The organism is Bacteroides mediterraneensis (assembly GCF_016900355.1).
Lineage (GTDB): Bacteria > Bacteroidota > Bacteroidia > Bacteroidales > Bacteroidaceae > Phocaeicola.
Genome location: NZ_JACJKA010000004.1, coordinates 139,818 through 166,002 on the forward strand (window position 1 = coordinate 139,818; position 26,185 = coordinate 166,002).

Below are 26,185 nucleotides of genomic sequence, written 5' to 3' on the forward strand. Positions count from 1 at the left end.
ACGAATCGTTATGGATAAAAAAAATTTTGCCTTCGATAAAACCAACTTCATCCTTTTGGCAATAGGGATGGTAGTGATTATTCTGGGTTTTATCTTGATGAGCGGTCCGGGTTCTACGGAAACCACTTTTGAACCGGACATTTTCAGCGTACGCCGCATCAAAGTAGCCCCGCTTGTCTGCTTTGTAGGTTTCATTTTCATGATCTACGGCATTTTGCGCAAACCCAAAGACAATGAAAGAACCACTAAAGAAGAGGAAAAACTATAATGGAAGGAGATTTAAGCTTATTTCAAACGATTGTGATTGCGATTGTAGAAGGCCTCACAGAATTTCTTCCGGTATCTTCTACTGGTCACATGATCATTACCCAACACATCTTAGGAGTAGAAAGTACCGACTTTATAAAGGCTTTTACATTCATCATCCAGTTTGGTGCCATTCTGTCAGTGGTATGTTTATATTGGAAAAACTTTTTCCGCCTCAACCATGTCCCGATGCCGGAAAACAGTACTCCCGTGAAGCGTTTCCTTCACAAATATGATTTCTACTGGAAATTATTAGTTGCCTTTATTCCCGCCGCGGTATTAGGGCTGCTTTTCAGCGACATGATAGACGCAATGTTAGAAAGTGTAACGGTAGTAGCCGTCATGTTGATAGTAGGAGGTATATTCATGCTGTTCTGTGACAAAATATTTGGGAATGGAAACGAACAAACGGAATTGACGGAAAAAAGAGCTTTTTTTATAGGATTGTTCCAATGTATCTCTATGATACCGGGTGTATCACGCTCCATGGCTACTATTGTGGGAGGTATGGCACAGAAACTTACCCGAAAAAGAGCGGCAGAATTCTCTTTTTTCTTAGCCGTACCCACCATGTTCGCTGCCACCGTATATAAAATGGCCAAATTATTTATGGAAGGAGGAACAGAAATCATATCCGCTAATCTGACTCCTTTGATTGTGGGCAATGTGGTAGCTTTCATTGTAGCTCTGCTGGCTATTAAGTTTTTCATTAGTTTTGTCACAAAATATGGATTTATGGCTTTTGGCTGGTATCGCATCATTGTAGGAAGCATCATACTCATCATGTCTTTTTTAGGATATAATTTAGAATTGGCTTAATGAATTTTAAGGAAGGAGAAGTACTATATTTCGACAAGCCACTGAAATGGACATCCTTTGCAGTGGTCAATAAAATAAGATACCATATCAGCCGCAAGCTGGGAGTAAAGAAAATAAAAGTAGGACATGCCGGAACGCTCGATCCGCTGGCCACCGGAGTGATGATCATCTGTACCGGAAAAGCCACCAAGCGCATCGAGGAGTTTCAATATCACACGAAAGAGTATATCGCCACCCTCCAATTGGGAGCCACCACTCCTTCGTTCGACCTGGAAAAGGAAATTGACGCCACTTATCCGATCGAACACATCACCCGGGAAATGGTAGAGGAGGTACTGAAAAAATTCATAGGCACCATCGAGCAGGTTCCTCCTGCCTTTTCGGCCTGCAAGGTAGACGGAAAACGTGCCTACGAAATGGCCCGCAACGGGGACGAAGTGGAGCTGAAGCCCAAGATACTGGTCATCGATGAAATCGAGCTGCTGGAATACAACCTGCCGGAAATAAAAATACGGGTGGTGTGCAGCAAAGGAACCTATATCCGGGCACTGGCCAGAGACATCGGGGAAGCTCTGCACAGCGGCGCACATCTCACGGGACTGATCCGCACGCGAGTGGGGAACGTGAGACTGGAAGACTGCATGAAAGTGGAAGATTTTGAAACTTGGCTTGACCAGCAAGAAATAGAAGTTATAAACGATTAAGGAAAGAAAGGAAGAAGATGAAACTGTCACAATTCAAATTCAAATTGCCGGAAGAAAAAATCGCACTTTACCCGGCCAAATACAGAGATGAATCCCGCCTGATGGTAGTTCACAAATCCACCGGACAGATTGAGCATGTCATTTTCAAGGATATACTGAACTATTTCGACGACAAAGATGTGTTTATCTTTAATGATACCAAAGTATTTCCCGCCCGTTTGTATGGAAACAAGGAAAAGACAGGAGCCCGTATCGAGGTATTCCTGCTCCGCGAGCTGAACGAAGAACTGCGTCTTTGGGACGTACTGGTAGATCCGGCCCGCAAAATCCGTATCGGTAACAAGCTGTACTTCGGTGATGATGATTCCATGGTGGCCGAAGTGATTGACAACACTACTTCACGCGGACGTACCCTTCGTTTCTTGTACGACGGTCCTCACGATGAATTCAAAAAGGCCTTGTATGCCTTAGGAGAACCTCCATTGCCTCCTTTCATCCATCGTCCGGCCGAACCGGAAGACGAAGAGCGCTTCCAGACCATCTACGCCAAAAACGAAGGAGCCGTGACCGTACCGGCTGCCGGATTGCACTTCAGCCGGGAGCTGATGAAACGTATGGAAATCAAAGGCATCGACTTTGCCTTCATCACCATGCACGCCGGACTGGGCAACTTCCGCGACATCGACGTGGAAGACTTGACCAAGCATAAAATGGATTCTGAACAAATGTTTGTCAACGCGGATGCCTGCCGCATCGTCAATGCGGCCAAAGACAGAGGCAACAAAGTGTGCGCCATCGGAACAACCGTAATGCGTACTATTGAAACCGCTGTCGGCACTGACGGACGCTTGAAAGAATACGAAGGATGGACCAACAAGTTCATCTTCCCACCTTACGAGTTTTCGGTAGCCAATGCCATGGTGAGCAACTTCCACATGCCGCTCTCTACCATGCTGATGCTGGTATGCGCCTACGGAGGTTACGAACTGATTATGGAAGCCTACAATGTGGCTTTAAAGGAAGATTACCGCTTTGGTACTTACGGTGATGCCATGTTGATTTTAGATAAATAAAAGCAAGTACAATGGCAAAAGTTTATCTGGGACTCGGCACGAATCTAGGCGATAAAAAAGCAAATTTACGTACCGCCATCTATAAACTGCAAGAGAGGATAGGGAAACAAGTTTCCCTATCCTCTTTTTATGAAACCGCTCCCTGGGGTTTTGAATCGACCCACAGCTTTCTCAACGCAGCCATCTGCCTGGAAACTCCGCTTGCACCGCTGGAAGTGCTGCATACCACCCAAGAAATTGAAAAGGAGCTCGGAAGAATGAAAAAATCGGTCAATGGCGTCTATAGCGACCGTTCAATAGACATCGACATTCTTCTGTACGACGACCTCATCCTACAGACTCCCGAACTGACCATTCCCCACCCTTTGATGACGGAAAGAGACTTCGTGATGCAACCCTTAGTGGAGATAGCGGGTAATGTGATGCATCCAGTACTGCAAGAAAGTCTGTCGGCCCTTTGGCATAAAGCATGAAAAGGGCTTCGTATAAAGCTATGTTAAAAACATACTGAAATTGTAATTATTCCAATTATCTCCCTATCTTTGCAAGCGAATTAAAAAGTGGAAAGATTTGAGTAGCTTGCAACCACGGAAAAAAATGCTAAAACACGTAGTTATATTTCCTTGAAGATTACTTCTCTACTCTGTCCGTACACGGATAAACAAAACCATTAACAACTTATTTAACTTACCAAAAACAATGGGATACTTATTCACATCCGAATCGGTGTCTGAAGGACACCCCGACAAAGTGGCCGATCAAATTTCGGACGCTGTGCTTGACAAACTGTTGGCTTACGACCCCAGTTCAAAAGTAGCTTGCGAAACGCTGGTAACTACCGGACAGGTAGTGTTGGCAGGAGAAGTGAAAACCAAAGCGTATATCGATTTGCAACGCGTAGCACGCGAAGTGATTAACAAGATAGGCTATACCAAGAGCGAATACATGTTCGAAGGTAACTCTTGCGGTGTATTCTCTGCCATCCACGAACAGAGCCCTGACATCAACCGTGGCGTAGAACGCGAAGACCCGATGAACCAGGGAGCCGGCGACCAGGGTATGATGTTCGGTTATGCAACCAACGAAACAGAGAACTACATGCCGCTGTCACTCGACCTGGCACACAAACTGCTGATGGTGCTGGCTGAAATCCGCCGCGAAGGAAAAGTCATGACTTACCTTCGTCCGGACTCAAAGAGCCAGGTAACCATTGAATACGATGACGACCGTCGTCCGGTACGTATCGATACCATCGTGGTCTCTACCCAGCATGACGAGTTCATCCAGCCGGAAAACGATTCTAAAGAAGCACAACTGAAAGCCGACGAGGAAATGCTGGCCCAGATTCGCAAGGATGTCATCGAAATTCTGATGCCGCGTGTCATTGCTGAAATTCACAACCCGAAAGTACTGGCCTTGTTCAACGACCAGATCAAATATCACGTAAACCCGACCGGTAAGTTCGTAATCGGAGGCCCGCACGGAGATACCGGATTGACAGGCCGTAAGATTATCGTAGATACCTACGGAGGTGCCGGTGCACACGGAGGTGGTGCTTTCTCTGGAAAAGACCCAAGCAAGGTAGACCGTAGTGCGGCATACGCTGCCCGTCACATCGCCAAAAACTTAGTGGCTGCCGGAGTAGCCGACGAAGTATTGGTACAGGTATCTTATGCCATCGGTGTGGCACGTCCTATCAACATCTACGTCAACACGTACGGACGCAGCAAGGTCAACATGACCGACGGAGAAATTGCCAAGAAGGTAGATGAAATCTTCGACATGCGTCCCCGCGCCATCGAAGAACGTCTGAAACTGCGTAACCCGATTTACAGCGAAACAGCCGCTTACGGACACATGGGTCGTGAACCGAAAATCGTGACCAAGCATTTCGAATCGGCTTACGAAGGCAATAAAGACGTAGAAGTGGAACTCTTTACGTGGGAGAAACTGGACTACGTAGACAAAGTGAAAGAAGCTTTCGGACTAAAATAATCCGAATATTCACAATAACCACAGAAAGCAGAAAGAGAATCTCAAAGTTCTCTTCCTGCTTTTTTGTTTTTCTAACCGGCTATTTCAACATGTATTGCCGGGGAGTACACCCTACCGCAGCTTTAAAATATTTACCAAAGAAAGAAGCGTTCGCAAAATTCAGGAGATCGCCTACCTGCTGGACAGTATATTGTCCACTTTTCAACAAAGCCTTCGCTTCCAAAATTACATAATCGCGAATCCAATCCGGAGCATGGCGATCGCTCACCTCTAAAATAACCTGCGAAAGATATTTGGGCGTCAGACAAAGTTTTTCGGCATAGAAACACATATTCCGATGTGCTCTATAATGTGTTTGCACCAACTCCAAAAAGTCTTCAAACAGCTTTTCCTGCCTGCTTTCCACTTTACGCACCTGCTGCCGGTTATACTCCAACAACCATTGGCAACCATTGTAAAAGAATACCTGCAAATAGCCCGCAATGGCTTCTAACTTAAATTGATAGTCTGCTTGTTCCAGCTTTTTCCGCATCGAATGATAGAGTATCATACACTCTTCCATCTGAGCTGACGAGATATGAATCAGGGGAGTGGCCGTAAGAAATTTCAAAAACGCCATACTTAAAGAAGATTGTTGACCAGCCAACAAATGATGGCTGGATAGCCCGATAACCGCTACCTCAGCCTCGGCACTCACTCCCAGACATTCCCCAATCGTATTTGGAAGTACTACCAGTACATCATTCTCAGACAATACATATTCTTTCAGCTGCAACCGCACTCGCATGACCCCGCGTAGGCAAAACATCGCTAAGGTAAAGGTCACCTTAAAAGGGTAGGAAGGAGACACAAAATCGGAAACCAGCTCCTCCTCCACATTCATTCCAATGTTATCCAGCAAAACCAGTTCATTTCCATAAATCAGTGTACGCCCCACATCAGGAAGCATCAACAAATGCAGCTCTTTAAAAAGAGAATCTTCTTTCTTCATCTATTTTGCTCTTTATTTCCTTACAAAGATAGTCCTTTAGAACAGAAAATAAGGGAAAAACAGGTTATTTAATCCACAAATCCAACCTTTCGAACATTTTACAGGATGATAAGGGTGTAAAGAAAAAAACAAAAAATGTGACCTTTGTACCAAAGAACTTCTAAATCCATACAAATGAAACGATTATTATTACTTCCCTTCCTTCTCTGGTTGGCCAGTGGATGCACAGAAAAGCCCACGCAAACCTTTATCCGCAGTGTGATGCTGGCCACTCCTATCCCGTCTGGAGCAGAAAGCATCAAAAACTTCTCGGGAGTGGTACAAGAAAGCCACAATATCGGACTGGGATTCAAAACCGCAGGGCAAATTGAAAAAATATACGTAAAAGAAGGAGATTATGTAAAGAAGGGCCAGTTAATCGCCCAGCTGGACCATGCAGACTACCAATTGGGTGTACAGGCTTTGGAAATACAATGCAAGCAACTGGAAGATGAAGTCAAACGGACAGAAGCCTTATATCGCAGCAAAAGCATTTCCATCAACGATTATGAAAAAGCGCAGGCCGGACTGCAGCAGTTGAAAGTACAATTGCAAGTCAACCGTAACAAACTGGCATATACACGCCTGTATGCTCCTACCGACGGATACATACAAAGCGTCAATTTCGCTCCGTCGGAAATGGTAGATGCAGGAACCCCTGTCATCAACCTGCTCGACATGCATTCCATGGAGGTGGAAACCGAACTGCCAGCCGAAGTCTATCAACTTCGTGCTCGCTTCCAGCGTATCACCTGCGAACTTCCTTCTACGAAAGGAGAAGATATTCCTATGAAGATATTGAGCATCACCCCCAAAGCGGATGGCAACCAGTTGTACCAACTGAAACTCACCTTTCAAAAGGAAAACGACTCACAGCTCAGTGCAGGCATGAACGTCAACGTACGCATCCATATTACCGGCACTGACAGCCTTCGTACTTCTTTTACGCTTCCTCTGCATGCCCTCATTCAATCACAGGAAGAGACTTACGTTTGGGTGATGAACGCCGACTCTACCGTCAACAAGCGGAAAGTAAACTGTAGCGGAATAAACGAAAAAGGTCGCGCTATCATTACAGCCGGACTGAAAGGAGACGAACAAATCATAAAGGCAGGGGTAAATGCCCTGCAGGAGAACGAAAAAGTCCGTGTCATCCATACGGATAATAAAACCAACGTAGGAGGGCTTATCTGATGAAAATAAAACTCACCGAATACTTTATGAAGCGGCCCACCTTGTTTTGGTCGCTCATGACATTCATTCTGATAGCCGGCGTGCTGGCTTTCCTGCAGATGCCCAAGCTGGAAGACCCGGCTGTCTCCGTCAAACAAGCCATGGTCATCGTGCCTTATCCGGGAGCTACCGCTCATGAAGTAGAACTAAAAGTGGCACAAACCATGGAAGACGAACTCCGGGCACTCCCCAACGTCAAGAAAATTAAATCGGAATGTCAGAACGGGATGGCCACAATCACCGTCGAATTCCAAATGACTGTCCTCCAAAAAGACTTGGAAGAGCACTTCGACCTCCTTCGGCGAAAAGTGAACGACAGCCGTTCCAAATTGCCACAAGACTGCTATGACCCGATTGTCATAGACGACATGATGGATGTGTACGGCATCTTTTATGCTTTCACAGGTGAAGGCTACTCGTATCCGGAACTCTACAAATACGCCAAACTGATACGCCGGGAACTGCTGGGAGTAAAGGGGGTGAAACGTATCCTCATCACGGGCAACCGGGATGAAGTCATTCAAATCACGTTATCGAAAGAGAAGATTGCCCGTAATGGCATTATCCCGACCCAAATCATGATGAGCCTACAGAATGCTGGGAAAACGGTGAACGCAGGCAGTTACCAGAATGACAGCGACCGGCTGCCATTGCATGTGAGCAGTGCCGTTACCGATGAAAAAGACATCCGTAACCTGCTTATCCGCACCCCGCAGGGGAAAACCATCCGACTGGGAGATATTGCACAAATAGAACGTACCTATAGTGAGCCACAACGAAACGGTTTCTTCGTGGACGGAAAACCGGCTTTGGCTATCTGCCTGACCATGGAAGAAAATGCCATTGTCCCCGATGTGGGAAAAGCAGTTGAAAAACGGCTGGCAGAAATCATGCCACAGATTCCCGTGGGAATGGAAATGGAAAAAATATTCTTCCAGCCCGACAAGGTGAATGAAGCCATCGGCTCCTTTATGGTCAACCTGGTAGAATCGGTCCTGATTGTCATCCTGATTCTGATCTTCACCATGGGATTCCGCAGTGGCCTCATCATCGGCTTCGGACTGATTCTGACCATCGCCGTCTCCTTCCCCATTCTGTTGATGTGTGGCACCACGCTTCAACGCATCTCCCTTGGAGCTTTTATCGTGGCCATGGGAATGCTGGTAGACAATGCCATCGTCATCATGGACGGTATCCTGATTGATAAGGCACGCGGAGTAGGACCAAAAACTTACTTGTACCGCATCGGACAGCACACCGCCATGCCCCTGCTGGGAGCTACCCTAATCGCCGTATCAACTTTCCTTGCGGTATATCTTTCTCCCGATTCAGCCGGAGAATATGCCGGCGACCTGTTCCTGGTGCTCTGTGTCAGCTTACTGGCCAGCTGGATACTGGCATTGACGCAAGTGCCTATGTGTGCCAAATCGTGGCTGCCTGTCCGTGAAAAAACAATCCAACAGCCACAAATATACCACTCCCCGGTCCACCGGTTTATTCGTCGTACCATCAGCCTGCTGGTAGAATACAAAAAGACGACATTGGCTACGGCCTTCATCCTGTTGGCTCTCTGTATATTCGGCATGACGAAGGTAAAAAATCTATTTTTCCCAGATTTCGACTACAAGCAATTCATTGTAGAATATTTTCTTCCTTCCCAAACCGACCCCAACCGCGTACGAAAGGATCTTTTGGAAATGTCGGCCCTGCTAAAGGAAAACCCTGCTATCGAACGGGTAGCCGCGAGCATGGGAAGTGCACCTGCCCACTACTGCCTGGTGCGTCCCATGACATCAGGAGGCGACTGCTACGGCGAACTGATGGTAGACTGTAAAGATTATGAGACAGTGGTCGCACAAATTCCTGCGATTAGAAAACTCTTGCGCGAACGTTACCCTGACGCATACATCCGTATCCGAAAATACAATTTCTCCATTGCTTCCTCCCACACGGTAGAAGTCGAATTCTCAGGTCCAGATCCTGCCATCTTACGAAAACTGAGCCAACAGGCAGAAGACATTATGCGCCGCTGCCCGTATGTAGACCCTTATTCCGTGGGTAACAACTGGAAACCTAAAGGCAAAACCCTGACAGCCGATTATGTACGCGAAGATGCATTAAGGTCGGGTATCGAACGGAGTGATGTAGGAAATGCCTTGCTGGCCGCCACCGACGGATTACCCGTAGGCGTATTGAACGACCAAGACCGTACCGTACTCATCCATCTGCTGGTACGGAATGCCGATGGAAGCCGGATTACCAACCTGAATGATATTCCCGTATGGAGTACGTTGAACCTGCGCATGGACGACAATGAACTGAAAGGTCTGCTGACCGGTTCCACCAAAACCGATGAGTTACAAGACCAGTTGTTCCGTAGTGTACCCCTCGGCAACGTAGCCCGTCAGATTCGGCTGGACTGGGAGGACAACTACATCTATCGTCTCAATGGACAAAGAGCCATCGAAGCTGAATGTGACCCCAATACCGACTTATACGAAGCTACTCCGGCAAAAGTCGTCGCCTCCATTCAGAAAGAAATCGAACGCATCCCTCTGCCAGACGGTTACCGGATGCGATGGGTGGGCGAAGGCGAATTGCAGGGAGAAGCCATCGGCAACCTGATGAAATACCTGCCTGTGACTCTCTTCATTATATTAGGTATCCTGTTGTTACTTTTCAACAGCTGGAAAAAGGTAATCCTCATTCTGCTTTGCTTTCCGTTTGTTTTCTGCGGCATCACGCCTTCCCTGTTACTGTTCCGGCAGCCCTTTACCTTCATGGCTATCATCGGAATGATGGGACTTATCGGCATGATGGTGAAAAACGCCATCGTGTTGGTCGATGAAATCAACCGCCTGCAACAGGAAGAACATTTTCACCCTTATCATGCGGTGGTGGAAGCAACCGTTTCACGTGTGCGTCCCGTACTGATGGCCTCTCTGACCACCATTGTGGGCATGATTCCGCTTGTAAACGATCCGATGTATGGTTCCATGGCCATCACGATTATGGGAGGACTGACCGTAGGTACCCTTATCACCCTCGTACTGCTTCCCATCTTCTATACGGCTCTGTTCCACATACATAAACCCCACTCCATGTCTAACTCTTCATCCATACAATTATGAAACGATACATTTTAATAGGGATATTGTGGCTCGGCTTTCTGACACAACTCCCTGCACAACACATACTTTCACTCACACAAGCCGATTGCCGGGAACTGGCCCTGCAACGCAACGAGGAACTACAGAAAGCCACCAACGCCTTACAGCAAGCCGAACTGGACCAGAAGATTGCCTTCAGTTCCTATCTGCCTAAACTCGACGGAATGGTATCAGGGTCCTATATGTTTCCGAATGTCGAAATGACCGGGATGGAACTCCAGATTCACGGTATGTACCTGGCAGGCATCAGTGTGACCCAGCCGTTATATGCCGGAGGGAAAATCAGGGCAGGAAACAAACTGGCCCAGATTGGTCGAGAGAGTGCCGCCGAAAGCAGGAGAAAGACACGCATGGAAGTCATTGCGGAGGCAGACAAGGCCTACTGGAACTACATCGCCGTCCAACAAAAGGTACGCATGCTGGAAGCATATCGCACACAGATGGATACCCTCTACCAACAAGTAGAAACAGCCGTAAAAGCAGGAATGGGCACAGACAATGAACTTTTGCGAATCACTGCCAAACGAAGCGAAATCAACTATCAGTTACAAAAAGCCCAGAACGGAAACGAACTGTGCCGGTTGGCCCTGTGCCATGTATTAGGCGAACCGTTAGAAACACAGATCCTTCCCACAGACACCCTTATCCAGGTCACGCCTCCCGAACAGTTGGACGAAGGAATTGACTCCCGACCTGAGTTCAAATTGCTGAAACAGCAGGTTGCCGCCCAAGAACAGCAAATAAAAATGGCCAGAGGGAATATTCTGCCGCAAATAGGACTCTCTGCCGGATATGCCTACTACGGAAACATCAAGTTGAAAGGGATGACGGCCGACCCGCAAGGAAACTACATACCTTTTACGCAAAAAATGGATGACGGAATCGGCCTGGTCATGGCTTCGGTAAGCATCCCGCTCTTCCATTGGGGAGAAGGACTGAGAAAAGTCAAGAAAGCCAAGCTGGACCTGCAAAACGCCCAACTGGACCTACAACAAAATTCACGCCTGCTCACCATCGAAGTGCGACAGGCCATACAAAACCTGACCAACGGATATAACCTGGTACAAACTGCCGCACTCGGTTCCAAGGAAGCCCAAGAGAGCCTGCGTGTGATGCGTAACCGCTACACCCACGGTCTCAGCACCCTGACTGACTTGCTGGAAGCCCAATCCCAATGGCAACAGGCTGAAAGCAACCGTATCGAAGCATTGACGCAATACAAGATTTATGAAACAGAATACAAACGATGTACCGGACATTTGGAGGAATAACTTTTACCTATAATATTGACTACTACAGACGATATCAAGCATTGCATATAATTGTTTAATCTCTATCTTTGCAAAAATTATTATTCTTTGCAATGAACGATATCAAAAATATATGTGTGTACAGCGCCTCCAGCACAAAAATTGACCCTATTTATTTCGAAGCCGCCGAACAACTTGGAAAAATTCTGGCCCAGAAACACATCAACCTCATCAACGGGGCGGGATGCCTGGGACTCATGTGCCGAATCAGCGATGCTGCATTAGCTGCCGGAGGAACCGTGACTGGCATCATCCCCCACTTTATGGTAGAGCAAGGCTGGCACCACAAAGGCCTGACCCGACTGATAGAAACCAAAAACATGCACGAGCGTAAGGAGCTCATGGCAGATATGTCGGACGGCGTCATCGCCCTGCCCGGAGGATGCGGCACCTTGGAAGAGCTGCTTGAAATCATCACCTGGAAGCAACTCGGACTGTACCTGAAACCCATTGTGATACTGAACATCAACCACTTTTACGATCCGTTGCTGGAAATGCTGCAGCAAGCCATTGATCAGCATTTCATGCGGGAAGAACACAAAAACATCTGGCATGTAGCAGAAACACCCGAAGAAGCAGTGGATTTATTGTATACAATACCCTACTGGAGCAAAGAAATTCGTAAATTTGCGGCCATATGAACGAAGTCAGCCACATAGGTTTTTCACAGATTCAGGAGCTTTACGAACAACACGTAAAGGAAATCGACAATGCCCTGTTGCGTAGCGAAAAAACGCGAAGCTTTACAGGTATGCCAGGAGAACCTCTTCCCTACCAGCTCCGCACCGACTTGCCCATTACCTGTGTGGTCTTTCTGTGTTTCTTTTTGATTATCTATGCCCTAAAAAACGGGAAAAAATACCTGCATCAGCACCTGAAAGGTTTTTTCCGACACAAAGAACGGGCAGGCCTGTTTGACGAGATTTCCAATTTCGACATTCGTTATACTCTTACCTTAGGAAGTATCAGCTGCATATCCGCCAGCCTGTTTATCTACGATTACTTCTCCAAAACCGAGGATGTATTGTACCAAACCATTCCACACTATGCAATCCTATCGGTATATATACTCTGCATACTCCTGACCATTGGAGTCAAAAGTCTGTTGACTCAATTTATCAACTGGATTTTCTTTGACAAAGAGAAAAACAGCACTTGGATTACGGCCTATTTTGACCTTTTGTCTGGAGCTTCCCTTATCCTGTTTCCGCTGGCTTTACTCATCGTTTATTTCAACCTCGACTTTAATTTTTCTAAAACATTCGTACTCATTGTAGTAATTTGCTTCAAAATATTGTTATTTTATAAATGCATTAGAAACTTTTTTAATCATTTTCATGGCATTTTACATTTAATTCTGTACTTTTGCAGCCTCGAAGTGATTCCACTCCTCTTCCTTTGGAAAGGATTGGCATATATAAACCACATTTTGATTTTAAATTTTTAGTAACGTTGAAAATTAAGAAAGTCCTCGTTTCTCAGCCTAAACCGACGACAGAAAAGTCTCCCTATTTTGACATTGCTGAGAAGTACGGAGTGAAAATAGATTTTCGCCCGTTCATCAAAGTTGAAAGTTTGTCGGCTAAAGAATTCAGACAGCAAAAGGTTTCCATTTTAGACCATACAGCCGTAGTATTTACCTCACGCCATGCGATTGATCATTTCTTTAGTCTGTGTGCCGAATTGCGCGTAACAATTCCGGAAACGATGAAATATTTCTGTACTTCAGAAACCATTGCATTGTACATCCAGAAGTACGTACAATACCGCAAACGGAAAGTATTCTTCGGTGCCACAGGAAAATTTATCGACCTGCTTCCATTAATCGTCAAACACAATACCGAGAAATATCTTATCCCGATGTCGGATGTACACAACGATGAAGTGAAAGATTTGCTCGATAAGAACCACATTCAGCATACGGAAGCCGTAATGTACCGTACGGTAAGCAACGACTTTATGCCCGGTGAAGAATTCAACTATGACATGCTGATTTTCTTCAGCCCGGCAGGTATCCAGTCACTGATGAAAAACTTCCCGAACTTTGAGCAGAAGGACATTGCCATCGGAAGTTTCGGACCGACGACTGCCAAGGCAGTTAAGGACGCAGGTTTGCGCCTCGACCTGGAAGCGCCATCCAGCACCGCTCCTTCCATGCCGGCTGCATTGGATATGTTTATCCGCGAACACAACAAATAAAAAAATAGCAGTGATATGAACAAAGCGAAGCAATAAAGCCATTACTTCGCTTTGTTACTTTTTTATATATGTGTCTATGACCGAGTCTCAAAAACCCACTTTACCGAAGGTAGAACGGCTGAACAGCCGGATACTGATAGAGAAACTCTTTACAGGAGGCAGCAAGTCGCTTCCTGCATTTCCTCTGCGCATTGTCTACATGCCGGTAGAAGGAGAGACTCTGCCCATAGCCACCATCCTGATCAGCGTGCCCAAGAAACGATTCAAACGGGCGGTTAAGCGTAACCGCGTGAAACGCCAGATACGCGAGGCCTACCGCAAGCACAAGCAGATTCTGATTGACCCGCTGAAGAATTCGAACAAAAAAGTGACCCTGGCCTTTATCTGGCTGGACAACGAACTCCATGATTCCGCTGAAGTAGAAGCTAAGGTAGTCAAATTGTTACAACTTACCGCAGAACGTCTGGTATGAGAAAAATCCTGACTTTTCTTCTTTTGCTTCCCATTTACTTTTACCGGAACTGCATTTCTCCTTTCACACCTCCTTCCTGCCGTTTCACACCCACGTGTTCACAATATGCCATTGAAGCCATAAAAAAACACGGTCCCCTGAAAGGATTGTATTTGGCCATACGGCGTATTCTCCGCTGCCATCCGTGGGGAGGCTCCGGATACGACCCGGTTCCCTAATCTTCTGCTTTATGGTTGAGACTCCTTTTTTCGACGCACATACCCATCACCTGCCTCACGATGCACAGACCACTGCCATTCTCAGCTGCAGCATGGCAGAATCCACTTCTGCGGCATTTCAACAGGCCCGGTTTCTCTCGGTCAGTCTTCATCCTTGGTACCTGTCGGCAGAGAATCTTCCGTCACAAATAAACTGGATGAAACATTGCCTTTCTTCCGACCCACGGGTAGTAGCCATAGGAGAAGCAGGACTCGACAAACTGTGCGACACTCCTTTCCCACTGCAAGAGAAGGCTTTTCAGACAGCCATCGACTTATCCGAGCAATGCCATCTTCCACTGCTTATTCATGCCGTCAAGGCCACCACAGAGCTTCTGGCGCTCCAAAAGAAACATCATCCTGCGCAACCCTGGATTATCCACGGATTCAGAGGGAAAAAAGAACTGACCGAAGACCTGCTCCGGCACGGATTCTATCTCTCCTTTGGAAAGAAATACCAGGAAAAAGCCTTGTCCGCCGTACCGGTAGAGAGACTGCTACTGGAAAGCGATGAAGAAAACATCGATTTCCAGGCCTTCTATTCCGAAGTTGCCTCCGTGCGCGGAACGACTCTGGAAAGCCTCATCAAAGCCCTCCACGAAAATGCTAACCATCTCTTTTTTAATCGCTAAAAATTGGTTATTCAGAGAAAGTGTCGTACTTTTGCTCCAGTATTAAATAAAATGTTAAACTAAGAATTTCATTCGATGAATTTTGTAGATGAACTAAGATGGCGTGGAATGATACATACCATGATGCCAGGAACAGAAGAACTGCTGAAGAAGGAAATGGTGACGGCTTACTTGGGTATTGACCCAACAGCCGACTCGTTGCATATCGGTCACCTGTGTGGCGTGATGATGTTGCGTCATTTCCAACGCTGCGGCCACAAACCGCTGGCACTGGTAGGCGGTGCTACTGGTATGATTGGAGACCCTTCAGGCAAGTCACAGGAACGTAACTTGCTGGACGAGGAAACCCTGCGCCACAATCAGGAGTGTATCAAGAAGCAATTGGGCAAATTCCTCGATTTTGAATCGGATGCCCCGAACCGCGCAGAACTGGTAAACAACTACGACTGGATGAAAGACTTCTCTTTCCTGGATTTCGCCCGCACCGTAGGAAAACACATCACCGTGAACTACATGATGGCAAAGGAATCCGTACAGAAACGTCTGAACGGAGAAGCCCGCGACGGTCTTTCTTTCACAGAATTTACTTATCAGTTGTTGCAAGGATACGACTTCCTGCATCTGTATGAAACCAAGAACTGCAAACTTCAGTTAGGTGGTTCTGACCAGTGGGGAAACATCACGACTGGTGCCGAACTGATTCGCCGTACCAACGGAGGAGAAGTGTTTGCCCTGACCTGCCCGCTGATTACAAAAGCCGACGGAGGCAAATTCGGAAAGACAGAATCAGGAAACATCTGGCTGGATCCTCGTTATACTTCTCCTTACAAGTTCTATCAGTTCTGGCTGAACGTAAGCGACGAAGATGCCAAACGCTATATCAAGATTTTCACTTCCCTGAGCAAGGAAGAAATCGAAGGCCTGATTGCTGAACACGACCAGGCTCCTGAGGCACGTGTGCTCCAGAAACGTCTGGCCAAGGAAGTGACCATCATGGTTCACTCAGAAGCCGATTACAATGCGGCAGTGGAAGCTTCGGGTATCCTGTTTGGAAAAGCCACTTCAGACGCTCTGAAGAGACTGGACGAAGACACCCTTCTTTCTGTATTTGAAGGGGTTCCTCAGTTTGAAGTATCCAAGACGGATATCGAAGCCGGAATCAAGGCCGTAGACTTGTTTACGGAGAAAGCAGCCATCTTCCCGTCAAAGGGGGAAATGCGTAAGCTGGTTCAAGGCGGCGGCGTTTCCCTGAACAAAGAGAAACTAGCAGCTTTCGACCAGGAAATCACCGCAGCCGACCTGCTGGATGAAAAATACCTGCTCGTACAGCGCGGAAAGAAGAACTATTATCTGGTTATCGCCAAATAAACTCTTTTAGAAAAAAGATACCGAAAGGCTGTCTCAATTCCATTTGGGGCAGCCTTTCTTTTGTTCTGAAATCTGCCAGTACTTTCATGAACAAAAAAATACCGGCTGACTCCTGATGAATCAACCGGTATTTTTTGTATCTCCGGAAGGCAACCCTTCCGGAAACTTCAGCATTTATTTCTTCGCATCCAGTTCTTTAAGCAGTTCGTCTACGGCCGCCTTCAACTGTGTATCTTCTCCTTTCACAATAGTTTCAGGTGCATTCAGCACATACACATCCGGCTCCAGTTCCTTGTTTTCCAGGTAACTGCCGTCCGGTAAGCGATAACCGATGACCGGAATACCGTAAATCAAATCCGGATCTTGCATCCGTACCCAGTTCACACTGGTCATCGTACCCGGAACCGGTGCACCTACCAGCTTGCCGATTCCCTGATGCTTGTACACCCACGGGGTACCGTGTGCATTGGAGTAGTTGGCTTCGCACTGCAACATGATGGAAGACTTGTTCCAACGACGGCTCGGCATGTCGCAGGCTTCCCGTCCGCGGATAACTTGCGTCAGGTATTTGTGTCCACTGAAGAGCACTTCAATGTCTTCATGCAGACGGCCTCCTCCGTTGAAACGCGTATCAATCACGATTCCTTCCCGGTTGTTGTATTTACCCAAGATGTCCGAATAGATGGTACGGAAACTGCCGTCGTCCATGGATTCGATATGCACGTATCCCAAACGCCCATTCGACCATTTGTCCACATCTGCCGCACGCTGTTTCACCCAACGTTCGTACAACAGGCCGCTCAAAGCTCCACCGCTGATGGGTTTCACCACTTCATCCCAACGGGCTTTCGACTGGGGGTCGTAGAAGGAAACCAAGACCTTCTTGCCAGCCTTTCCGTTCAGCAACGCCGCAAAATCACCCTCGGCCGACTGTCCGTCAATCTTCTCAATCACCACACCTGGTTTTACCTGTGTCGTTTTCCGGTCGAACGGACCTTTTTCCACTATTTCGTCCACCTTTATGCCTTTGCCCGTGTAATTCCAGTCATACAGCAATCCTAAGCTGGCTGTCGCTTCCTTGGCTGCCGGACGATAACGACCTCCTGTATGCGATACGTTCAGTTCACCCAACAATTCACTCAGCATTTCCGCATAGTCATACTTGTTGTTGATATGCGGCAAGAAACGGCGGTAATTAGCTGTCATGGCCTTCCAGTCGACTCCGTGCATATTGACGTCATAAAAGCGCTTCTGTTCCTCACGGCACATGTTATCGTACATGTAAGCCCGTTCAGCCGCCAAGTCTAATTTCATTTCCGCCTGATAAGAAATCGGTTTCAGCTTCTCTCCACTCATGTCCATCTTCTGCATGGAACCCGAGCCTAATACGAACAGATTCTTTCCTTCCTTGTCCATTTCCATGTCGGCCCATCCGGAACCCATCTTGTGCAACAGTTTCGTTTCATGTTTGCGCAAATCCAGTTTCCACATGTCGAAACCCCGTTCAAAAGCTGACAGATAATACAGGCTTTCTCCATCTTTCGAAAGAATGGCCGAAGCGATGTTCGATGAATTCGGTGTCAGACGCACGATGCGGTCCTGAATACCCTCCAGTTCCACCACGATGTCTTTCACCTTGTCAGCCTCTTCTTTCTTGTCTTTATCCTCTTTCTTATCGTCCTTTTTTCCGTCTTTCTTTTCCGCAGCCTTTTCCTGTTCTTTCTCCAGTTCCTTCTGCAACTCGTAATCTTCCTTGCTCATGCGGTACTTGTCGTAGGCGTCCTGGTTCACAAAGACCATCATCACGTCATCCTGTGAGCCCCAGGAAGCATGGCTACGCATTCCGTAACGCTCGGTAGTGAACAGGATGGCATTACCGTCCATGGTCCATTTCGGCGACCCGCTGGTATAACCACTGTTGGTCAGGTTCACGAGTTTACCCTTTCCGTCGGCACTGACCAAAGCAATGTCGGTATACGGATCGTGCTTGTTGCCGATAAATTCCAGCGTAAACCATTTTCCGTCGGGTGACCATGCATAATGGAAACCTCCGCTCAGTTCATACCACGTACTTCCGTCGGTAATCTCACGCACCTTGTTCGTTTCGAGGTTCAACACCTTCAGGCGGATACGGTCTTCGATGAAAGCCACTTCCTTGCCGTCGGGTGAGAATTTCGGATACATCCGCTCTACGGTCTTGGAAGGCAACAGCACTTCTTCCTTAATCAAAGTGGCATTCGGGAAATTCAAATCTTCTTTCCGCTCAAATTCCGCCTTATAAAGCTGCCAGTTTCCTTCCCGCTCACTGGCATATACCAGCGTACGGTTGTCTGCCCCGAAAGACAGTCCCTCTTCTGCTTCAGGTGTATGGGTAATCTGCTTGGTCGTACCATATTCTACAGAGGTCACAAACACCTCGCCGCGCACGATGAAAGCCACCTGCTTGCCGTCAGGCGAAACCACTGCTTCCGATGCCCCTCTCGTATAGGTCAACGTCACCGGAATATCCTCGTCATCGCGTGTCAGTGAAATGGCTACTTTTGCCGGTTTTCCACCTTGAGCCTGTGTATAAATTTCTCCATTATACGTATAACACAGCGTTCCGTCACTTCCCATAGAAAGGAAACGCACCGGATTTGTGGAGAAAGAAGTCAGCGGCTTTACCTGGTCCGGGTGATCCAGCGAGAACGAATACACATTAAATGAACCTTTGTTGCGTTCACTCAGGAAGAACACTTCCTTGCCATCGGCCGACCACACCGGGTTACGGTCTTCTCCCGCCCGTTTGGTCAGGTTGGTATGCTTGCCTGAAGTCATGTCGTACATCCAGATGTCCCGGGTAATGGAAGAAGTGTGGTGCTTGCGCCATTCATCCTCAAAACCTTTCCGGTCCTGATACAGGAACTTGTCGCCCGCCGCATTGAAACAAACCATTTCGGCAGGTGTACCCAGAATCTGTTCCGTTTTTCCTCCTTCAGCCGGCACCTTATACAATTCCGTCATGGCAGAAGTCGGGAACAGCGCACTGCTGGCCGGGTCCTGAATACTGGCCGAGAACACAATGTACTTTCCGTCTGGTGTGAAAGCAGAAGGAATTTCTGAAGCCGAGTTAGTGGTCAATCTGCGAGCCGAGCCGCCGTTGGCCGACATCACAAACACATCCGTATTCCCAAAGCGGTCGCTGGCAAAGGCAATCTGCTTGCCGTCGGGCGACCACACCGGAGACGATTCATAAGAATCCTGGGTAGTCAGCTGTACCGCCTCTCCTCCTTTGGAAGCCACCTTATAGATGTCTCCTTTGTAACAAAACAAGATTTCTTTTCCATCTGGGGAGATACGCACATCACGCATCCACAACGGAGTAACCGCCATGGCACAAGTCACTGTGCTTCCCAGTACTAATGCAGACAATATTTTCTTCATCATAATCAAATGGTTTTGAAAACAAAGGTAAGGATTCCCTTCCTAAACGGAAAAAAAGTCAGAATTTATTTGGAAAGTATTCCTAAAAACATTTATCTTTGCAACGTTTTCCGAGGAAAACAACATAAAGTTTGGACTATGGTGTAATGGCAGCACAACAGGTTTTGGTTCTGTTTGTCCAAGTTCGAATCTTGGTAGTCCAACGTTTTTCAATCAGAATCCTGCTAAAACAAAATTTTAGCGGGATTTTTTATTATCACCCATCCCCATCCATCAATCAATGGTCTTTTGAAGAATCGCCACCTCTGCTTGCTATCACGGATAAAGTGTATCCTGACAAATAAATCCGAAGAATACCCATCATTAAATCCCCTTTCGTTTTTCCTCAAACGCCCGTCTCCTTTTTAGGTTTCCCTTCCCAGAAACATACGTTTCACCTATCGGAAACGTACGTTTCCCGGCTGAAAAACATACGTTTTCCTAAAGGGAAACCTAAAAAACTCTTTGATACAGAAAGAACAACTGCCCAACGCTTACATCCTACCGCTCCCTCACACCCCTTCCATCCGACTTTGTAAATTCTTCATGCAAACGTCACCTCCTGGCAATCATTCTGTAACATGGAAAACCGACCTTTGAACAGACTTTTAAAAAGGAGGTTAAAATGGAAATCAATGGAAGTAAATATGTAGTGGAATGTACTCCCGACGGAGCCTATTATGCTTATCTGGCCAACCACGAACAATGCTTTGCTTATGGTGAAACAGAAGAAGAGGCGCTGGAAAACCTGGAAGACGCTGCAGAAGAATTTTATGGTGAATTCAATTCTATTTTCTATATCGAAGACATCGCCTGATACTATTTAAACACATTGTAAAATAAATTGCCGATATTTAGTCATTTCTCAAAACCATTTCCGCGAGACGCTGAAATGGTTTTTCTTTTGTATATTCACCTGTAAATGAAACAGGTTATTCACCTGACAGTCACACGCTTGTAATATGCTTTCTTTTCCTTTGTAAAGCGTTAAGAAAAACATGTATCTATGGAAGATAGACCTTATTACCGGACCATTGTGGTTTCGGACATCCACCTGGGGACCACGCATTCAAAGGTGGATCAAATCAGCGATTTTCTGAGCAGAGTCGACTGCGGACGACTGATTCTGAACGGTGACATCATCGACGGATGGCACTTGCAGAAATCGGGTATCAGCAAATGGAAGCCGGCACATACACATTTCTTCAAAATCATCATGAAAATGATGGAAAAACATGGCACGGAAATCATTTACGTCCGTGGCAACCATGACGACTTTCTGGACAACCTCGCCCCACTACAGTTTGCCAACCTGACCATCACGAAAGATTACATACTGGAAAGCAACGGCAAGCATTATTTCGTGACGCACGGTGATGTGTTCGACAAGGTAACCACCCAAATGAAATGGTTGGCCAAACTCGGCGACATGGGCTATACGCTGTTGCTGTGGCTCAACAGTCAGTACAACCGCTACCGGGTGAAAAAAGGAAAACCTTACTTCTCACTCTCACAGGCCATCAAACAAAAAGTGAAATCGGCCGTGTCCTATATTTCCGACTTTGAAAACGTACTGGTGGACTTCGCCCGCAACCGTCAATGTGAGGGAGTCATCTGCGGACACATCCATCACCCGGAAAACCGCATGATCAACCACATCCACTACCTGAACTCGGGCGACTGGGTGGAAACGATGTCGGCCTTGACGGAAGATGAAAACGGCGTGTGGAAAGTGGTGTACTACACCGAACTGGCACAGCAAGCCGACAGAGAGAAAGAAAACAATCATGTCATACCTTTACCGATTGCCTCATGAAAGTGCTGTTTATCGTACAAGGAGAAGGACGCGGCCATCTCACACAAGCCATGTCCATGGAGAAATTGCTTCGGAGCAACGGACACGAAGTGGTGGAAGTGCTTGTAGGAAAAAGTGAGTCCAGAAGGCTTCCTGGATTTTTCACACGGAACATTCAAGCTCCTATCCGGCAATTCACCAGCCCGAATTTCTTGCCCACTCATGCCAACAAGCGGGCAAATCTGACCAAAAGTGTACTCTACAATCTAATGAAGCTTCCGGAATATGCGGAAAGTATTTGCTTTATTCATCATCGCATCCAGGAAACGGAGGCTGATCTGGTCCTCAATTTCTACGAACTGCTTACCGGACTGACTTATTTCTTTTTCCGCCCGTCGGTGCCTCAAATCTGCATCGGACACCAGTATCTGTTCCTGCACCCGCAGTTCAAATTACCCAAGAAAAACAAAGGAAGCCTGTTCATGCTGAATTTCTTCACTCGGCTGACCGCATTGGGGGCTTCGCAAAAACTGGCTCTCTCCTTCCGAGCCATGCTACAAGACAAACACCAACATATCAGTGTAGTGCCTCCCTTGTTGCGTCAGGACGTACTGCAACAGGAAAGCAAGCCGGGTAACTACATCCACGGCTACATGCTGAATGCCGGATTCTCGGAAAACATTCTCCAATGGCATCAGAAGCATCCGGAGGTACCCTTGCGTTTCTTCTGGGACCACTGGGAAGAAGAGCCGGTGAAAAAAATCGATGACACCCTCTCCTTCTACCAGCTCGACGACACGGAATTCCTGCGTCAGATGGCAGGCTGCAAAGCCTACGCCAGCACGGCCGGATTTGAATCTGTGTGCGAAGCCATGTACCTTGGAAAACCCATCCTGATGGTGCCGGCCCATATCGAGCAGGAATGCAATGCCTTCGATGCTCAGCAGAACGGCGCCGGCATCATTGACCGGAACTTCAACCTGAGCAACCTGTTGCGCTTTTCGCAGAGCTATAAACCGAACCGCCCGTTCACACAATGGGTAAGATCGGCCGAGTATATCATTCTGAATGAAATAGAACGCTTTGCCCCGCAAAACAACCTGCATGGTATGTATATGGTGGAGGAGTTTGTGTAAAAAATTCTAAATAACCGTTTTGAAATCATGTTGTAACATAAAATCATTTTCTTTGCAAAAAAGTGATTTTATGGTAACAAGAAATAGAAAGAAAGAAAAGCCTTATTTGGAAAGAGACATCAGTTGGATGTACTTTAACCGCAGAATTCTGCAAGAAGCCACCCGTAGTCATGTGCCCTTGCTGGAACGGATGGCCTTTCTTGGCATCTATTCCAACAACTTGGATGAGTTTTTCCGGGTAAGAGTAGCCTCCCAGAGCCGTATTGCCGAATGTATGGACAAATCGGCTGCCAAGGAACAAGAGAAAGCCAAAAAGCTGCTCAAACAGATTGGAAAGCTGAATGCACGCTATGTAAAAGACTACGAAGAGGCTGTAAGCACAGTCACACAGGAACTGAAAAAAGAAAACATTTATCTGGTATCCAACTCGGAAGTCACTCCCGACCAACTGCAGTTTATCCAGTCGTTCTATAAAGAAAAACTGAACGGATTCATCGTGCCGGTATGGTTTTCGGCTATCAAGTTGCTGGACTACGAGAACGATGAAAATATTTACCTGGCTGTAAAAGTGAGTAAAAGCGGCAACAAGCCCTCTCCGGATTATGCCTTTTTAGAGCTTCCGGTCAACATCTGCGGCCGTTTCGTGCAACTGCCCGACCATGAGAACAAAAGCTACCTGATGTATCTGGACGATGTCATCCGCTGCTGTCTCCCATTGGTATTCGAGGGACTGGGTTACGACCAGTTTGAAGCCTATGCCTTCAAGTTTACCCGCGATGCGGAAATGGAAATCGACAACGACCTGCGTACAGGTACCCTCCAGAAAATTTCCAAAGGCGTAAAGAGCCGTAAAAGAGGCGAACCTCTCCGTGTAATTTATGATAACAACATGCCGAAAGACTTGTTGAAAAGGGTGTTGAAAAAACTCGACCTCGACAGCTTAGATACGGTGATTGAAAGCGGACGCTACCAGAACCACAAGGACTTAATGAAATTCCCGGATTGTGGACACAGTAACTTGAAATATCCGAAATGGCCGCCTATCCTAAAAAAGGAACTCGACGGTCCGGAAAGCCTGTTGAAAAAAATCCAGCAGAAAGACCGGTTCATCCATGTGCCTTACCACAGCTTCGACTCGTTTATCCGAGTCTTGCAGGAAGCAGCCGTGAGCAAACAGGTCACCAGCATCAAAATCACACTCTACCGTCTGGCCAAGGATTCCAAGGTAGTAAAGGCCTTGATTGGAGCTGCCCGTAACGGCAAGAAGGTGACTGTGGTCATCGAACTGCTGGCCCGCTTTGACGAAGCTTCCAACATCAACTGGTCAAAGAAGATGCAGGATGCAGGCATCAAGGTGATTTTCGGAGTGGAAGGCTTGAAAGTGCACTCCAAGATTACACACATCGGTATGAAGACCGGACCGGACATCGCTTGCATCAGTACCGGTAACTTCCACGAAGGAAATGCCCGGATGTACACCGACTGCATGCTGATGACGGCTTACCCGAAACTGGTAAAGGATGTCAATCAGGTATTCGAGTTCATCGAACGTCCTTACACACCAATCAAGTTCAAGGAACTCCTCGTTTCGCCCAACGAAATGAAGAACAAGTTCATCACCCTCATCAACAACGAAATCAAGAACAAAAAAGCAGGAAAACCAGCCTACATCAAGATAAAAATCAACCACATTACCGACCCGATTATGGTCGACAAACTGTATGAGGCTTCCGAAGCAGGCGTAGACATCGACCTGGTGGTACGTGGAAACTGTTCCTTAATTACCAACATTCCGAACCTGAGCACCAACATTCGGATTCACGGTATCATCGACCGCTACCTGGAACATTCACGTATCTTCATCTTCGCCAACGGAGGAGACGAAAAGATATTCCTGGGTTCTGCCGACTGGATGCCACGCAACCTCGACCACCGTATCGAAGTCATCACCCCGGTGTATGACCCGGCCATCAAAGGTGAAATGAAACGGATTGTGGAATACGGACTGAAAGATACCTTGCAGGGACGTGTGGTGGATGGACTGGGCGACAACCAGTTCTGGAGTGAAGAAGGACAGGAAACTCCTTTCCGCTCACAGGAAGCACTCTACAATTACTACTTGGCCGAAAATTCCGAAGAATAACTTAAATACTATTATTATGGACAATCTCATAAAAAACTGCGAAACCAATTATGGAGCCATCGACATTGGTTCCAATGCGGTACGTCTACTCATCAAATGTGTGGAAGAAGACGAACAGGGAAAGGCTTTCTTCTCGAAAGTACTGTTGCTGCGTGTGCCTCTTCGCTTGGGATTCGATGTGTTTGCCATGGGCAAGATTACCGAAAAGAAGGAAAAGAACATGCTGCGTCTGATGAAGGTATTCCGCCACCTGATGAAAATCTACGACGTAGAAGACTACCGGGCTTGCGCCACTTCTGCCATGCGCGATGCCAAGAACGGAAAAGCCATCATCAAACGGATTGAGAAGAAGACGGGTATCCGTATCGAAATCATCGACGGACAGGAAGAGGCCCACATGATTTACAACAACCACATTGAATGTATGGAAGACCGTAACGGAAACTACATGTATGTAGATGTAGGGGGTGGTAGTACGGAAATCAACTTGCTTTCTCAAGGTACACTGGTGTGCAGCCGCTCGTATAACATCGGTACGGTCCGTATCCTGAACAATGCCGTGAAAGATACGGAATGGGAACGGTTGAGAAACGACATGCAGGAACTGGCGCTTTCTTACCCGGGTACCAACATCATCGGTTCGGGTGGAAACATCAACAAACTGTATCGCCTGGCCGACAAGAAGGACAAGAAGAAACAACGGATGACAGTGGAAACCTTGCACCAGCTGCATGAGGAACTGAAAAAACTCTCCATCGAAGAACGTATGGAGAAGTACCAGCTGAAACCCGACCGGGCAGATGTTATCGTGCCGGCAGGAGATATTTTCCTGACCATTGCCGACCTCATTCATGCCACATATATCTATGTACCTGTCATCGGTCTGGCAGACGGCATCATCGATGGTTTGTATGCCAGCCATCTGGAAGAAACCAACCGAATCTTTAAGGATACGACAGTAGAAAAGAAGCCAGAAACTCCAGCGGAAGAGGTGCAGGAATAACACACCTTATCCACAAATCATAAAAGCGGCCCTGCAGGAAATTCACCTGTAGGGCCGCTTTGTTATCCACAGCTTGTG

General features: G+C 47.0%; 23 protein-coding genes and 1 tRNA gene. 22 read left to right on the forward strand and 2 right to left on the reverse strand.

Annotation, left to right across the window (positions count from 1 at the left end; genetic code table 11):
* Positions 1–10: 10 nt before the first annotated feature.
* The 6 genes from H6A28_RS04355 to metK all read left to right on the forward strand — a co-directional run bounded on the left by H6A28_RS04355 (position 11) and on the right by metK (position 4,897).
* Complete coding sequence (locus H6A28_RS04355; protein WP_204475539.1) at positions 11–268, forward strand: DUF3098 domain-containing protein; 258 nt, start codon at positions 11–13, stop codon at positions 266–268.
* Positions 268–1,125 (forward strand): undecaprenyl-diphosphate phosphatase, encoded by an 858-nt coding sequence (locus H6A28_RS04360; protein WP_204479045.1) that lies wholly within the window; start codon positions 268–270, stop codon positions 1,123–1,125. Before H6A28_RS04355 ends, H6A28_RS04360 begins: the two co-directional genes overlap by 1 nt.
* Positions 1,125–1,829: a tRNA pseudouridine(55) synthase TruB gene (gene truB / locus H6A28_RS04365; RefSeq protein WP_204475540.1), complete on the forward strand. Its 705-nt coding sequence runs from the start codon at positions 1,125–1,127 to the stop codon at positions 1,827–1,829. The genes H6A28_RS04360 and truB overlap by 1 nt, the downstream gene beginning before the upstream one ends.
* Positions 1,830–1,846: 17 nt before the next feature.
* Positions 1,847–2,902, forward strand: coding sequence for a tRNA preQ1(34) S-adenosylmethionine ribosyltransferase-isomerase QueA (gene queA / locus H6A28_RS04370; RefSeq protein WP_204475541.1), 1,056 nt, complete (start codon positions 1,847–1,849; stop codon positions 2,900–2,902).
* Positions 2,903–2,913: 11 nt separating this feature from the next.
* Positions 2,914–3,375: a 2-amino-4-hydroxy-6-hydroxymethyldihydropteridine diphosphokinase gene (folK, locus tag H6A28_RS04375; protein WP_204479047.1), complete on the forward strand. Its 462-nt coding sequence runs from the start codon at positions 2,914–2,916 to the stop codon at positions 3,373–3,375.
* A gap of 226 nt (positions 3,376–3,601) precedes the next feature.
* The gene (gene metK / locus H6A28_RS04380; protein ID WP_204475543.1) at positions 3,602–4,897 is read left to right on the forward strand and encodes a methionine adenosyltransferase; all 1,296 of its coding nucleotides are present in this window, start codon (positions 3,602–3,604) and stop codon (positions 4,895–4,897) included.
* A gap of 79 nt (positions 4,898–4,976) precedes the next feature.
* Here metK and H6A28_RS04385 read toward each other — a convergent pair whose 3' ends face one another.
* Entirely contained in the window at positions 4,977–5,888 is a 912-nt protein-coding gene (locus H6A28_RS04385; RefSeq protein ID WP_204479049.1) for a helix-turn-helix domain-containing protein, read from the reverse strand.
* A gap of 174 nt (positions 5,889–6,062) precedes the next feature.
* On the opposite strand from H6A28_RS04385, the gene H6A28_RS04390 reads away from it, so the two are divergent.
* From H6A28_RS04390 to tyrS, 10 genes are all read left to right on the forward strand, one after another.
* A complete protein-coding gene (locus H6A28_RS04390; protein WP_239465255.1) occupies positions 6,063–7,121 on the forward strand; it encodes an efflux RND transporter periplasmic adaptor subunit in 1,059 nt (352 codons plus the stop codon).
* Between the two features lie 26 nt (positions 7,122–7,147).
* A complete protein-coding gene (locus H6A28_RS04395) occupies positions 7,148–10,291 on the forward strand; it encodes an efflux RND transporter permease subunit (protein WP_239465256.1) in 3,144 nt (1,047 codons plus the stop codon).
* Positions 10,288–11,601 (forward strand): TolC family protein, encoded by a 1,314-nt coding sequence (locus tag H6A28_RS04400; protein WP_204479050.1) that lies wholly within the window; start codon positions 10,288–10,290, stop codon positions 11,599–11,601. Before H6A28_RS04395 ends, H6A28_RS04400 begins: the two co-directional genes overlap by 4 nt.
* 92 nt (positions 11,602–11,693) lie before the next feature.
* Positions 11,694–12,281, forward strand: coding sequence for a TIGR00730 family Rossman fold protein (locus tag H6A28_RS04405; RefSeq protein ID WP_204479052.1), 588 nt, complete (start codon positions 11,694–11,696; stop codon positions 12,279–12,281).
* A complete protein-coding gene (locus tag H6A28_RS04410) occupies positions 12,278–13,087 on the forward strand; it encodes a DUF4271 domain-containing protein (protein ID WP_204475547.1) in 810 nt (269 codons plus the stop codon). Before H6A28_RS04405 ends, H6A28_RS04410 begins: the two co-directional genes overlap by 4 nt.
* Positions 13,088–13,092: 5 nt before the next feature.
* Entirely contained in the window at positions 13,093–13,839 is a 747-nt protein-coding gene (locus tag H6A28_RS04415) for a uroporphyrinogen-III synthase (RefSeq protein WP_204475548.1), read from the forward strand.
* Between the two features lie 76 nt (positions 13,840–13,915).
* Positions 13,916–14,311, forward strand: coding sequence for a ribonuclease P protein component (locus H6A28_RS04420; protein ID WP_204479054.1), 396 nt, complete (start codon positions 13,916–13,918; stop codon positions 14,309–14,311).
* The gene (gene yidD / locus H6A28_RS04425) at positions 14,308–14,529 is read left to right on the forward strand and encodes a membrane protein insertion efficiency factor YidD (protein WP_022353779.1); all 222 of its coding nucleotides are present in this window, start codon (positions 14,308–14,310) and stop codon (positions 14,527–14,529) included. Before H6A28_RS04420 ends, yidD begins: the two co-directional genes overlap by 4 nt.
* Positions 14,530–14,540: 11 nt before the next feature.
* The gene (locus H6A28_RS04430; protein ID WP_204475550.1) at positions 14,541–15,200 is read left to right on the forward strand and encodes a TatD family hydrolase; all 660 of its coding nucleotides are present in this window, start codon (positions 14,541–14,543) and stop codon (positions 15,198–15,200) included.
* A gap of 75 nt (positions 15,201–15,275) precedes the next feature.
* Positions 15,276–16,568, forward strand: a complete 1,293-nt coding sequence (gene tyrS / locus H6A28_RS04435; RefSeq protein WP_204479056.1) for a tyrosine--tRNA ligase — start codon at positions 15,276–15,278, stop codon at positions 16,566–16,568.
* A gap of 174 nt (positions 16,569–16,742) precedes the next feature.
* On the opposite strand, the gene H6A28_RS04440 is transcribed toward tyrS, so the two are convergent.
* Positions 16,743–19,991 carry a S41 family peptidase gene (locus H6A28_RS04440; RefSeq protein WP_204479082.1) on the reverse strand — a complete coding sequence of 1,083 codons (3,249 nt, stop codon included), beginning with the start codon at positions 19,989–19,991 and terminating at the stop codon, positions 16,743–16,745.
* A 132-nt stretch (positions 19,992–20,123) separates the two neighbouring features.
* Here H6A28_RS04440 and H6A28_RS04445 point away from each other — a divergent pair.
* The 6 genes from H6A28_RS04445 (at position 20,124) to H6A28_RS04470 (ending at position 26,107) form a co-directional block, all read left to right on the forward strand.
* Positions 20,124–20,194 (forward strand) — tRNA-Gln (locus tag H6A28_RS04445).
* A gap of 461 nt (positions 20,195–20,655) precedes the next feature.
* The gene (locus H6A28_RS04450; protein WP_204475552.1) at positions 20,656–20,847 is read left to right on the forward strand and encodes a type II toxin-antitoxin system HicB family antitoxin; all 192 of its coding nucleotides are present in this window, start codon (positions 20,656–20,658) and stop codon (positions 20,845–20,847) included.
* 189 nt (positions 20,848–21,036) lie between these two features.
* Positions 21,037–21,846 (forward strand): UDP-2,3-diacylglucosamine diphosphatase, encoded by an 810-nt coding sequence (locus H6A28_RS04455; protein ID WP_204479058.1) that lies wholly within the window; start codon positions 21,037–21,039, stop codon positions 21,844–21,846.
* On the forward strand, positions 21,843–22,961 hold the full coding sequence (locus H6A28_RS04460; RefSeq protein WP_204475554.1) for a glycosyltransferase family protein: 1,119 nt from the start codon (positions 21,843–21,845) through the stop codon (positions 22,959–22,961). Before H6A28_RS04455 ends, H6A28_RS04460 begins: the two co-directional genes overlap by 4 nt.
* Positions 22,962–23,031: 70 nt before the next feature.
* Positions 23,032–25,104 (forward strand): RNA degradosome polyphosphate kinase, encoded by a 2,073-nt coding sequence (locus H6A28_RS04465; RefSeq protein ID WP_204475555.1) that lies wholly within the window; start codon positions 23,032–23,034, stop codon positions 25,102–25,104.
* Positions 25,105–25,120: 16 nt separating this feature from the next.
* Positions 25,121–26,107 carry a Ppx/GppA family phosphatase gene (locus tag H6A28_RS04470; protein ID WP_204479059.1) on the forward strand — a complete coding sequence of 329 codons (987 nt, stop codon included), beginning with the start codon at positions 25,121–25,123 and terminating at the stop codon, positions 26,105–26,107.
* Positions 26,108–26,185: the final 78 nt, after the last annotated feature.